General features: G+C 71.5%; 10 protein-coding genes. 5 read left to right on the top strand and 5 right to left on the bottom strand.

Annotated elements, in window-relative coordinates:
- Window positions 1-3 precede the first annotated feature (3 nt).
- From LPA41_RS23535 to LPA41_RS23515, 5 genes are all read left to right on the top strand, one after another.
- Window positions 4-861, top strand: coding sequence for a carbohydrate ABC transporter permease (locus tag LPA41_RS23535; protein WP_229072924.1), 858 nt, complete (start codon window positions 4-6; stop codon window positions 859-861).
- 2 nt (window positions 862-863) lie between these two features.
- A complete protein-coding gene (locus LPA41_RS23530) occupies window positions 864-1,895 on the top strand; it encodes a LacI family DNA-binding transcriptional regulator (RefSeq protein WP_229072973.1) in 1,032 nt (343 codons plus the stop codon).
- A 69-nt stretch (window positions 1,896-1,964) separates the two neighbouring features.
- Window positions 1,965-3,089 (top strand): glycosyl hydrolase 53 family protein, encoded by a 1,125-nt coding sequence (locus LPA41_RS23525; RefSeq protein ID WP_229072923.1) that lies wholly within the window; start codon window positions 1,965-1,967, stop codon window positions 3,087-3,089.
- The gene (locus LPA41_RS23520; RefSeq protein ID WP_229072922.1) at window positions 3,089-4,177 is read left to right on the top strand and encodes a glycosyl hydrolase 53 family protein; all 1,089 of its coding nucleotides are present in this window, start codon (window positions 3,089-3,091) and stop codon (window positions 4,175-4,177) included. The genes LPA41_RS23525 and LPA41_RS23520 overlap by 1 nt, the downstream gene beginning before the upstream one ends.
- A gap of 133 nt (window positions 4,178-4,310) precedes the next feature.
- On the top strand, window positions 4,311-5,414 hold the full coding sequence (locus LPA41_RS23515; protein ID WP_229072921.1) for a hypothetical protein: 1,104 nt from the start codon (window positions 4,311-4,313) through the stop codon (window positions 5,412-5,414).
- A gap of 159 nt (window positions 5,415-5,573) precedes the next feature.
- On the opposite strand, the gene LPA41_RS23510 is transcribed toward LPA41_RS23515, so the two are convergent.
- The 5 genes from LPA41_RS23510 to LPA41_RS23490 all read right to left on the bottom strand — a co-directional run bounded on the left by LPA41_RS23510 (window position 5,574) and on the right by LPA41_RS23490 (window position 11,586).
- The gene (locus LPA41_RS23510) at window positions 5,574-6,098 is read right to left on the bottom strand and encodes a 2'-5' RNA ligase family protein (protein ID WP_229072920.1); all 525 of its coding nucleotides are present in this window, start codon (window positions 6,096-6,098) and stop codon (window positions 5,574-5,576) included.
- Window positions 6,099-6,197: 99 nt separating this feature from the next.
- On the bottom strand, window positions 6,198-8,456 hold the full coding sequence (locus LPA41_RS23505; protein WP_229072919.1) for an MMPL family transporter: 2,259 nt from the start codon (window positions 8,454-8,456) through the stop codon (window positions 6,198-6,200).
- Window positions 8,457-8,471: 15 nt separating this feature from the next.
- Entirely contained in the window at window positions 8,472-9,056 is a 585-nt protein-coding gene (locus LPA41_RS23500; RefSeq protein ID WP_229072918.1) for a TetR/AcrR family transcriptional regulator, read from the bottom strand.
- A gap of 71 nt (window positions 9,057-9,127) precedes the next feature.
- Window positions 9,128-9,883, bottom strand: a complete 756-nt coding sequence (locus LPA41_RS23495) for a hypothetical protein (protein WP_229072917.1) — start codon at window positions 9,881-9,883, stop codon at window positions 9,128-9,130.
- Window positions 9,880-11,586 carry an AAA domain-containing protein gene (locus LPA41_RS23490; RefSeq protein WP_229072916.1) on the bottom strand — a complete coding sequence of 569 codons (1,707 nt, stop codon included), beginning with the start codon at window positions 11,584-11,586 and terminating at the stop codon, window positions 9,880-9,882. The genes LPA41_RS23495 and LPA41_RS23490 overlap by 4 nt, the downstream gene beginning before the upstream one ends.
- Between the last annotated feature and the right edge of the window lie 146 nt (window positions 11,587-11,732).

The raw sequence follows: 11,732 nt of genomic DNA, 5'->3' as shown, positions 1-11,732 counted from the left end.
GAGATGACCACCGTTGCCATGCCGAAGCCAGCGCGCAAGCGCAGCGTCGTCGCCACCACGCTCCTGCTCCTGGGCGCCGCGTACTGCCTGCTCCCCGTCCTCTGGGTGCTCATCGCGTCCAGCAAGAGCGCCGGCGAGCTGTTCTCCACCTTCACGCTGGCGCCGAGCACCCACCTCTGGGACAACCTGGTCGACCTGAACGCCTACCGGGACGGCCTCTACTGGCGCTGGATGGCGAACACCGCTCTCTACGCCGGCGTCGGCGCGGCCGTCTCCACGCTGATCTCGGCGATGGCCGGGTACGCCCTGGCGAAGTTCGACTTCCGCGGCAAGAGCCTCGCCTTCAACGTGATCCTCGCCGGCGTCCTGGTGCCCGGCGTCATCCTGGCCATCCCGCAGTACCTGCTGCTCGCCAAGGTCGGCATGACGAACACCTACTGGGCGGTGCTGCTGCCCAGCTTCATCAGCCCGTACGGCATCTACCTTGCCCGGATCTTCGCGGCTGCGGCGGTGCCCACCGAGATCCTGGAGGCGTCCCGGATCGACGGCGCCGGCGACTGGCGCACCTTCGGCCGCGTGGTGCTGCCGATGATGCGTACCGGTCTGGTCACCGTCTTCCTCTTCCAGTTCGTGGCGATCTGGAACAACTTCATGCTGCCGTACATCATGCTCGGCGACGACCGGCTCTACCCGATCACGGTCGGCCTGAACGGCCTGCTCAACCAGGGGGCCAACCAACCGGCCATGTACACCGCCGTGGTCACCGGCGCGCTCGTCTCGATCGTCCCGCTGATCGCGCTCTTCCTGGCGTTGCAGCGCTACTGGCAGGTCGACCTGGCCGCCGGAGGTGTGAAGGCGTGACTATGATCCCGAACGTGTCGTCGCGCAAACGCCCCACCATCCGCGACGTCGCCCGCGAGGCCGGGGTCTCCTACGCGACGGTCTCCCGCGTGCTCAACGGCCGGGACTGGGTCAGCCCGGAGGCGGTGCGCGCGGTCAACGACGCCATCACCCGGACCGGCTACACGACCAACCAGCACGCCCGCTCGCTGGCGACCGGGCGGTCCGGCTCGATCGCGTTCCTGCTCACCGAGCCGCAGCACCTGCTCTTCGAGGACCCGAACTTCTCGGTGCTGCTGCGCGGGGTGGCGCAGGCCCTCTCCGAGCGGCAGCTCACGCTGATCCTGATGATCGCGTCGACGCCGGAGGAGCGGGAACGGACCATCGCGTACCTCGCCGGCGGTCACGTCGACGGGGTGCTGCTCGTCTCCCCGCACTCCGGCGACCCGCTGCTGCGGCAGCTCGTGCAGGCCGAGGTGCCGATCGTGGCGTGCGGCCAGGTGCTCGGCTTCGAGGACTCGATCAGCTCGGTCTCGGCCGACGACCGGGGTGGCGCCCGGACCGCGGTCGAGCACCTGCTGGCCGCCGGCTGCCGGCGGATCGCCACGATCACCGGGCCGCAGGACACGTTCGGCGGGGTGTACCGCCTGCGCGGCTGGTCCGACGCCCTGGCCGCGGCGGGCATCGCCGCCGACCCGGCCTGCGTCGTGCACGGCGACTGGAGCCGGGAGAGCGGAGCGGCCGGCATGCGTACGCTGCTCGACCGCGTCCCCGACGTCGACGCCGTGTTCGCCGCGTCCGACGCGATGGCCGCGGCCGCCCTGCCGGTCCTGCGCGAGGCCGGCCGCGAGGTGCCCGCGGACGTCCGGGTCGTCGGGTTCGACGACTCCGGGCTGGCGGCGACCACCGAGCCGCCGCTCACCACCGTCCGGCATCCACTGGAACGGATCAGCGAGGAGATGGTCCGGCTGCTCACGGATGTGATCGCCGGCCGTACCCCGCTCTCGATCACCGTGCCCACCAGCCTGGTGATCCGCTCCTCCTCACCCGCCTGAGTTCCCTCTCGGGCTGCTCTCCCCCGTTACGCGGCACCATTTCACCCTTTTCGTCCACAAAGGAGTGTCATGAGAATCGCTACCTGGGTCACCGCCGCCGTCCTGGCGGTGACCCTCACCCCGTCCCCCGCATCCGCATCCCCCTCCACGTCCTCGTCCGCTTCTGATCAGCCCGGGCTCAGCATGCGGGGCGCCGACGTCTCCACCCTTCCCCGCGCGCTCGACCTCGGCGAGACCTACCACGACGCCCGCGGCCGGCGCGGCGACGCCTACGACATCCTCAAGCGGGCCGGCGTCAACTACGCCCGGCTGCGCATCTGGAACAACCCCACCAGCGGATACAGCAACAAGGCGAAAGTCCTCGAGCAGGCTCGGGCGATCAAGGCCAAAGGGCTCAAGCTGCTTATCGACTTCCACTACTCGGACACCTGGGCCGACCCCGGCAAGCAGTTCGTCCCCGCCGCGTGGGCGGGGCACGACCTCGACCGGCTCACCACGGACGTCCGGGACTACACCTACGACGTCTGCACCTCGCTGAAACGGCAGGGCACCACGCCGGACAGCGTCCAGATCGGCAACGAGATCAACGTCGGCATGCTCTGGCCCGCCGGCCAGGTGGTGAACAGCGACTTCGGGCCGGTCACCCGGCTGCTCAACGCCGGGTACGACGCCACCAAGGCGTGCGACCGCTCGACGAAGGTCCTGGTGCACACCGCGCTGGCCGGTGACCTCGGCGCGGCGCACTGGTTCTACGACGGGATCACCTCGGCCGGCGCGAAGTGGGACATCACCGCGCTGTCCTACTACTGCATGTGGCACGGCTCCCTGGCCAACCTCGCGACGGTGATCACCGACGTGCGGCAGCGGTACGGCAAGCCTGTCGTGATCGCCGAGACCGCGTACCCCTGGACCACCCGGAACTTCGACCACCTGGAGAACATCATTCTGGACCCGGCACCCTGCGACGGCATCCCCGCCACCCGGGCTGGCCAGGCGAAACAGTTCGCCGACGTGCAGCGGACCGCACGGGCCGCCGGCGCGATCGGCGTCTTCTACTGGGAACCCACCTGGACCGCTGTCGACGGCAACGGCTGGGACACCGAGGACATCGAGAACTCCGGCAACGCCTGGGAGAACATGGCGACCTTCGACGACCGCGGGCGGATCAACCCGTACATCAGGTGGGTGAAGTGATGCGCGTTCTCCGGGCACTCCTCGTCGCCGCGGTGCTGATCGCCGCCACGCCGTCTCCGGCGCAGGCCGCACCGCTCACCATGCTCGGCGCCGACGTCTCGTCGTTGCAGCGCAGCCTCGACCTGGGCGCGAAGTACTACAAGAACGGTACGGCGGCGGACCCGTACGACATCCTGAAGGGCGCCGGCGCCAACTACATGCGGCTGCGCGTCTGGAACAACCCGGCCAGTGGCTACAACAACAAGGCCAAGGTGCTGCAGCAGGCCCGCGCGATCAAGGCGAAAGGCCTGAAGCTGCTGATCGACTTCCACTACTCGGACACCTGGGCCGACCCCGGCAAGCAGTTCCCGCCGGTGGCCTGGTCGGCGCACTCGCTCACGCAGCTGCAGACGGACGTCTACAACTACACCTACGACGTCTGCACGGCCCTCAAGGCGCAGGGCACCACCCCGGACAGCGTCCAGATCGGCAACGAGATCAACGTCGGCATGCTGTGGCCGCGCGGCCAGGTGGTGAACAGCAACTTCGGCCCGCTCGCCGGGCTGCTCAAACAGGGCTACAACGCCACCAAGGCCTGCAACAGCTCCACCCAAGTCATGATCCACACGGCGAACTCGGACAGCCTCACGAACGCCCGCTGGTTCTACGACGGCATCCGGGCCGCCGGCGTCACGTGGGACATCACCGCACTCTCCTACTACTGCATGTGGCACGGCACTCTGGCGAACCTGCACACCGTGATCACCGACCTGCGGAGCCGGTACGCGAAACCGGTCGTGGTGGTGGAGACGGCGTACCAGTTCACCAGCGCCGACGCGGACCACGAGAAGAACTCCATCCCCGGCACCGTGCTCTGTGACAACATCCCGTCCACCTGGGCCGGGCAGGCACAGCAGTTCACCTGGGTGCAGAACACCGCCCGCAACGCCGGGGCCGCCGGCGTCTTCTACTGGGAACCCACCTGGTACGCGATCCCGGGCAACGGGTGGGACCCGGCCGACATGAACGGGACCGGCGACGGCTGGGACAACATGGCCACCTTCGACTGGACCGGGAACGTGAACCCGGGCCTGCGCTGGACCGCTTGACGGACGGTCCGCCCTTCCCTGCCTTCTGCCCACCTTCTCCACCGAAGGCGTTATCTTCCCGTGACCTCGTCCGGATTCCCGCGTCCGTGTCATGGGATGGCAGAGGGAAACACTCGGGAAGGGCGGTACCACCATGGTCAGCATCGAGACGAGAACGCCCCGGGACGGGCGCCGCCTCGACCGGTTCACCGCCGCCGCGATCGTGCTCACCGCCGACGCCCTCGTACTGCTCGGCACCGCCGCACTCGGCGCACCCTTCCTGCTCTTCTTCTTCGCCGACGAAACCGCCTCCTGGCAGCGCCTCTGGCCCCTGGTCGCCGGCTGGCTGGCAGCCGCCGCCCTCGGCGCCGCCGCCATGCTGTCCACCATCCGCTTCGCCCGGCGCCCCACCGACCCACCCCGGCACACCGACGCCGCCGTAGCCTTCACCACCGCCGCGGCAGCCACCCTGCTGCTCGCACTCTCCGCCGCCGAGTCACCCGGGGTGGTGCTGGCGGCGGCCCCGTTCGCGCTGGCCAACGTGATCGCGGGCTGGCACCTGAGCCGGGCCGGCAGCGCGGCGGCGCCCTCGTTCCCGGTCCATGTGCCGGCCGGCGGCCTCGACGTCCTCACCCCCGACCCCGACCCCGACCCCGACGGTGACGGTGACGGCGACCGCAACGGCGACCGCGACGGCGACCGCGACGGCGACCGCGACGGCGACCGCGACGGCGACCGCGACGGCGACCGCGACGGCGACCGCGACGGCGACCGCGACGGCGACGGCGACGGCGACGGCGATTTCCGGGCGTCCTGGGCCGCCCCGCGCGACCCGGCATCCGACGCCGCCGACCACCCGACCCACCAACCGGAGCAGCACGACCCCGCGCCCGACGTCGATTCGCCAGCCGATGAATCAGGCCGCGAGCCGGCCCCGCACAGTGCGGCAGCCGCCACCGGCGTGGCTGCCGAAGATCCGGCATCCGGGCTCCCCGATCATGGCGTGGTGGGCAGCGGCGTTGCCGTCCCAGCTAGCGGCGTTGTCGTCCCAGCTAGCGGCGTTGCCGTCCCAGCTTCCGCATCGCGGCGCACTTCGAACTTCGGCCACTTCACCGCGGCAGACCCGGCGGGCACCGAGCCGGCCGATCAGGCCGATGTGCCGATTGTCCGGGCACAGCGCCGAGCCGCCCTGCACAGCCTGCGCGGTGTCCAGATGGCCCGTCGCGCTCGCCAGAAGATCCGCGCCACCAGAGGTTGAGTCGTACCCCGGCGTAGGAATAGGTAGCCGCGGTCCCCTGCCCCGCGTCCGCGCGGCGATGTTGATCTGCTAGCGCTACGAAATCGCTGTGATCATGGGGTTGAAACCGCGATTTCGCATCGCTAGCAGATCAACATCTCGCCAGGGACGGGCGTGCTGTTACAGGTCGGGGAAGGTGCCGTGCGGGCCGATCAGGCCTCCGGCGATCGTCATTCGCAGGGTGCCGGTCGGCACGTCGGTGAGCGCGGGGAGTGCCGGCTGCCGGGCTGACATGCCGAGCGTGACGTGCGGGCGGTAATCCGGGCCCACCAGGCCCAGCGGTGGGAGCCCCAGCCGCAGGAACTCCTGGTGCAGGGCGTCCAGGTCGGGGCGGCGGATCACCTCCAGGCCGAAGTAGTAGCCGCCCGTCGGCACGTAGTAGTCGCCCGGAGGCACCACCGCGTACAGCAGGCCGATGACGGTGACCTCGAAGCTGCGGTCGCGGTGACGCTCGATCGCCGCCTCGATCGCCGGGATCTGGTCCTCGGTGCCGTCGACGTGAAGGACCGAGACGTGCGGTGGCGCCGTGTCGCCCAGCAGCATGAGCGGTTCCCGGTCACCGCCGACAGCGTGCGACAACGCGACAAGTGACCGGGACGTCTCCGCGTCCGGTCGCAGTACTGCTCCGTACGGCACGGTCTTCACCCGGACATTGTGTCAACGCGACGACTCGGACTCGTACGCATGCGGTGAAGGCCGCCACCCGGCGAGGGTGACGGCCTCCAGTGGATCAGGCTTCTGGGTCTAGACGGACGTCGACTCGGACTCGCTGCTCGTCGTCTCGTCGGCGGAGTGCTTCGGGGTGTGCTTGCCCGGCGCCTCCGAAACCGCGGTGCCGGACTTCGGTGCGGTGGCGGACTCCGGTGCCTTGCGTTCCAGGGCGGCGCCCTCGACGTCGAGTTCCGGGAGCCAGCGCAGCCACGACGGGAGCCACCACGCCGAGCGGCCCAGCAGGGCGAGCGCGGCGGGGACGGCGATCATGCGGACGATGAAGGCGTCGAAGGCGATGCCCACTGCCAGCGCGAACGCGATCGGTTTGATCGTGTCGTTGCCTTCGGGGACGAAGGCTGCGAAGACCGCGAACATGATCGTGGCGGCGGCCACGACGACCGGGGCGGCCTGGCGGAAGCCGGTGACGATGGCGTCGCGGGGGGCGGCGCCGTGGGCGTGGGCCTCGTGCATGCGGGAGACCAGGAAGACCTGGTAGTCCATGGCGAGGCCGAAGAGGATGCCGACGATGATGATCGGCGCGAGGCTCAGGATCGGGCCGGTCGAGCCGGCGTTCACCGCGTCGGCGGCCCAGCCCCACTGGAAGACGGCGACCGTCGCGCCGAAGGCGGCGCCGATGGTGAGCAGGAAGCCGAGGACACCGACGACGGGGACCAGGAGGGAACGGAACACCAGCACCAGCAGGACGAAGGCGAGGCCGACGACGAGTGCCAGGTAGACCGGGAGCGCGTCGTTCAGCTTCTGCGAGACGTCGATGCTGACGGCCGTGTTGCCGGTGACGTAGACCTCGGCGCCGTCCTCGTCGGGGACGGTGTCGCGGATGGAGTGCACCAGGTCGACGGTCTTGTCGTCCTCGGGGCCGGAAGCCGGGATGATCGTGATGAGGGCGGCGGACTGGTCCTGGTTGGGCCGGGCCGGGGTGGCCAGGGCGACGTCCGGGAGGGCGGCGACCTGCTTCTGGACGGTCGCGGCGTACTGCACGGCGTTCGGGCCGTCGACCAGCACCAGCAGCGGGCTGCTCACGCCGGGGCCGAAACGACTGTCGATGATCGCCTGGGCCTCGGCCTGGGTGCTGCCCTCGGCGGCGCGCTGGTTCAGCGTGGTCTGCATGGAGAAGAACGGGATCGCGACGACGGCGAGCGCCGCGACGGCCAAAATCAGGCTGAGCGTACGCTGCCGGGTCACCATGCCGGCCCAGCCCTTGATGAAGCCGCGGCCGTCCGGGATCTCGCCGTTCAGGGCGCGGATGTCGCGCTGTTTGCGCGGCAGGGCCCGCAGGCCGATGAAGCCCAGGATGGCCGGGACCAGGGTGATCGCCACCAGGACCGCGATCACGATCGTCGCGGCGGCGGCGAGGCCCATCTCGGTGAGGAACGGGATGCCGACCACGGAGAGGCCGGCCAGTGCGATCACGACGGTGAGACCGGCGGTGAGGACGGCGGAACCGGCGGTGCCGACGGCCATCGCGGCGGCGGCCTCGACCGGCAGGCCTCGGCGCAGTTCGTGCCGGTGCCGGGTGACGATGAACAAGGCGTAGTCGATGCCGACGGCCAGGCCCAGCATGACGGCGAGGATCGGGGTGGTGGACTGCAGCTCGACGAAGCCGGTCAGGGTGACGATGCCGGCGGCGCCGATGCCGACGCCGACGATCGCGGTCAGCAGGTTCATGCCGGCGGCGACCAGGGAGCCGTAGGTCAGGGCCAGCACGATCAGGGCGACGACGACGCCGAGGATCTCGGAGGCGCCACCGATGTCGGCCGGGTTGCTCAGCGCCTCACCCTCGGCCTCCACGGTCATGCCGAACGAGCGCGCCTGCTCGACCTTGTCCATGATGTCCTTGCGCTGCTCCTCGGTGACCTCGGAGGGCTGGACGTCGAACGTGATCGTGCTGTACGCGGCCACCTGATCCCGGGAGACGGTGGGGTTCGCCTGGTCGAGCGGGTTGCTGACGTTGACGACGCCCGGCACCGTCCCGAGGTCGGCGACCGCCTTGGCGATCTGCGCCGCGTTCTGCGGGGCGGTGACTGTCTGGCCGCCGGGCGCCTCGAACACCACTTGCACGGTGGCGCCGGCCGAGGCCGCCCCGAACTTGTCGGTCATCAGGTCCAGGGCCTTGGTGGACTCCTGGCCGGGGATGCTGAACGTGTTCGCGGTGGTCCCGGAAAGGGTGGCGGCGCCGACCCCGACGGCCACGAGGGCGAGCAGCCAGACGACCGTGACGACGATCCGGTGCCGGACGGACGCCAGCCCGAGGCGGTGCAACAACGTTGCCATGAGGGGATCCCTTTGTCAGTGTGAGCCGATGTCTTCAGGCGTGCCGGAACGCGCGTGTCCCAGAGCGTCGTAGCCGACCTCCACCAGGACGGCCCGGGCGTCGGGCGTCAGGTGGTCCCGCAACGCCACGCTGGCGACCGCGATCGCGCCGAGCGCCCCGACCGTGCGCAGCGCGCGGGCCGAGTCGCAGAGCAGATCCGTGCCGAACGCCGCGGTGATGGCCTCCCCGATCGACTGCAACGCGACACCCATCTCGCTCTCCGGTTCGCTGACCAGGGAGGAGAGAAGCAGGGCCACGACGCCGGGTTGGGCGATGGCGAGGTCGGCGACGGCCGTGATGACGGCCCGGTCCCGCTCCGGCCCGACCGGCAGGTTCGACACCCCGGTTGCGGTGTCGCCGACCTGGCGGACGCAGCGCTCGATTGCCGCGGCCTGCAGCGCCTCCTTGGTGGGGAAGCGGTGCAGCAGGCCGGTCTTCGAATAGCCCACCGTGTCAGCGATGCGCTGCACCGACGTCTCCTTGAAACCGTGCCGGGCGAAGAGGCCGGCGGCGGCGTCCAGGATCTCGTCGTCGATCTGCTGCTTGGTGGGACGCGGCATAGGACCACCGTAGACCGTAATGGACCAACATGGTCCGCCAGGGACCGTGGTGGTCCCCACACTTCGGGATGCTACGTTTCCCGGTTCCCCGACAGGAAAGTGATAAACCCGGCGAGATAGGGGTCCGGCCCGTCCATCGCCCGGCCGAACACCAGGTCGTCCTCCGCGCATTCGACCAGGTAGACGGGCAGGTACTGCACCGCTGTCCCACCCTTCACCGGTACGGCGGTGACAGGCGTGACAGGACCGGTGAAGTCGGCGAGGTCCGGCCGGGACAGCAGGGCGGTGACCGCGCCGTCCGGGAGAGCGCCCGGCCCGGCGGCGGAACCCGGCACGACGGAGAAGGTGGTGCCGTCCGGCAGGGTCAGCGACGGCGTGGCGAGCCAGACGGATCCGGCCACTGTCGCGTACGGCACCGGATCGAACCGCAGACCGTCGAACCGCAGCACCATCCGGCGTCCCGGCGCGAGCCGGTAGCGCCGGCCGTCGGCCACCGACCGCCGGCCCAGCTCGGTCAGGCTGATCTTGTCGCCGTCCCGCACCAGGTGCCCGATCCCGGCCAGATGACGTGCCGCACGAGCGACCAAGGGCACGTCGACGCCGAGGAAGCCGGCCAGGTCACCGGTCCGGTCCAGCCCCGCCTCGGCAACCGCCCGGGTCAGGTACCGATCCAGGACGTCGTAGGTCTGCGCCTCCCGCACGGTCGCGGTCACCTCCACCGCCAGGACGGGCAGCAGCAGCGGCACGATGCGCGACGGGCGCACCCCCGGCAGGGCGCCGACACGACGTTCGATCTCGCGCAGCGGCAGGTGCGGCTGCGCGCTCACAGGACGTTCCGCAGGCGTACCCGATTCGCCGCCGGCGCCCGCGCCATCAGGCGCTCCAGCACGCTGCAGGTCAGCAGCTCCGCGACCTCGCCGGGAATCGGGACCGGACCGAGGTCGCGCAGCGGCCCCGGGACCGACTCGCCGGCCAGCACCGCCCGGCGGCCCCGGACCAGCGGCACCAGCGCGAGCGGCAGCGCGATCCGGCCCGCGTCGACGATCACCACCAGGTCGAACTCGAGGTCGCCGTGCTCCGGGCGCCCGACGCCGAGGCAGGTGGTGGCCACCACGTCGGCGTAGCGCAACAGCTCGGGATGCAACTGCCGGCTCGGCCGCGCGGCCCGTCGGCGCCACTCGCGCAGCAGCCGGGCCCGGTCGCGCAGCACCGGCCCCAGGGCGTCGCAGTGCTGGGCAAAATCGGACAGCCCGGCCTCGTCGGCAGTCCACGCCGGTTCCGGGGTGACACCGTCCATCAGCCGGCACAGCCGGTGCGCGCACCGTTCCGCGGACTCCAGCGCCCGGCGCGCGGCCAGATCGGCGAAGGCGGCGCGGTCAGCCGCGGCCCGGACCTCGCTGTCCTGTTCCACCGCGGTGTCCAGCGACTCCCGGCGCTCCGCGTGCTCCTGCCGGGCCCGCGCCAGCGCCGCGCGCGCCTCCTCGGCGGCCGTGACCGCGGCGGCCAGCCGATCGCGCAGCCGCTCGGCGCGCCGGCGACCGAAGCGAGCGGCCTCGGCGCGGCGCAGAGCCTCCTCGAGTTCCCGCACCGCGTCGTCGGCCAGTGCCGCCGCCCGCTCGGCGGCCTCGGCATCCCGGCCGGACTCGCGGGCCGGTCCGCCGAGCCGCCGGCGCGCGGCGGAGGCGACCGCGTCCCGTTCGGCGCCTGCGGCGTCGGCCCGTTCGCGCTCCCGCCGGGCCTCGGCGAGCGCGCCGGTCAGGCGCCGCAACCAGCCGGTCGCCGGCGACGGGTCGCCGAGCCAGGACTCCAGGCGGTGCGCCGCGGCCTGCGACCGGGCCAGGATCTGGCGCTGCGTCTCGGCGGCCGCGGCGGCGAGACTGCCCGGCCCACCGTCGGCCTGGTCGGCGCGGACCACTGTCGGGCCGGGCGGCAGCCGGGCGATCACCTCGTCGACGGCCGCCGGGTCGGGCGCGGTGATCAGCACCCGCTCACCGCGCTCCGCGGCGGCCCGCACGATCTCCACCACGGCCAGGGTGCGCGGGCCGCCGGGCGGGGCGAGCAGGCAGAGCAGATCGGGTACGGACAGTGCCCGGCGCACCGCCTCGGCCCGATCCGGCCGCACCTGCCCCGGCACGAAGACGCCCGGCAACGACCCCACCGACCCGGACCCGAAGCCACCCGGCTGAGATCCGGAGCCGCCCGGCAACGGCCCGCCCGGCCCGGGTTCCGGCCAGCCGCTCGCCGGCCCGAACCGGCCCCGCGCGGGCACCGGCGGCGCGAACCGGCCCTCGGCGAGCAGCGCGAGCAGGCCCGGGTTGGCGGTGGCGCCGGCGCGGAGCCGGACGACGGCGTCGCGCTGGATCCGCTCGTGGCCGGCGTCAAGCTCGTGGCCGGCGTCAAGCTCGTGGCCGGCGACGACGGCGAGTTCGAGGGCGGCGCAGAAGCGATCATTCCGATACCGTGCAGGCGGAAGTGCGTCGACACCACCGGGGCGGTTGTCGTGATCTAGATCGACAGAGGTCGACGCCATGGGGTCACCATAGTTCCGCCGATCCAGGCCAACAAACGCGGTTTGTGCGCTTTCCCTGTCCGAAAAGCGCACCGGACAGCTCCTGCCCACGATCGTGCGCATGACCCGGCCACATCCGGGTGAAGGTCGATTCATCCGCACGGGGG

It is taken from the genome of Actinoplanes sp. DH11 (genome assembly GCF_020873875.1).
In the GTDB taxonomy this organism is placed as follows: domain Bacteria; phylum Actinomycetota; class Actinomycetes; order Mycobacteriales; family Micromonosporaceae; genus Actinoplanes.
Note: the sequence above shows the minus strand (reverse complement) of the source record. Positions and strands in the feature narration are given on the sequence as shown.

Excerpts from the sequence above, each read along its gene's own strand:
- LPA41_RS23505 (WP_229072919.1), bottom strand. The coding sequence starts at position 8,456 with ATGGCAACGTTGTTGCACCGCCTCGGGCTGGCGTCCGTCCGGCACCGG.
- LPA41_RS23535 (WP_229072924.1), top strand. The coding sequence starts at position 4 with ATGACCACCGTTGCCATGCCGAAGCCAGCGCGCAAGCGCAGCGTCGTC.
- LPA41_RS23525 (WP_229072923.1), top strand. The coding sequence starts at position 1,965 with ATGAGAATCGCTACCTGGGTCACCGCCGCCGTCCTGGCGGTGACCCTC.
- LPA41_RS23515 (WP_229072921.1), top strand. The coding sequence starts at position 4,311 with ATGGTCAGCATCGAGACGAGAACGCCCCGGGACGGGCGCCGCCTCGAC.
- LPA41_RS23530 (WP_229072973.1), top strand. The coding sequence starts at position 864 with ATGATCCCGAACGTGTCGTCGCGCAAACGCCCCACCATCCGCGACGTC.
- LPA41_RS23520 (WP_229072922.1), top strand. The coding sequence starts at position 3,089 with ATGCGCGTTCTCCGGGCACTCCTCGTCGCCGCGGTGCTGATCGCCGCC.
- LPA41_RS23500 (WP_229072918.1), bottom strand. The coding sequence starts at position 9,056 with ATGCCGCGTCCCACCAAGCAGCAGATCGACGACGAGATCCTGGACGCC.
- LPA41_RS23490 (WP_229072916.1), bottom strand. The coding sequence starts at position 11,586 with ATGGCGTCGACCTCTGTCGATCTAGATCACGACAACCGCCCCGGTGGT.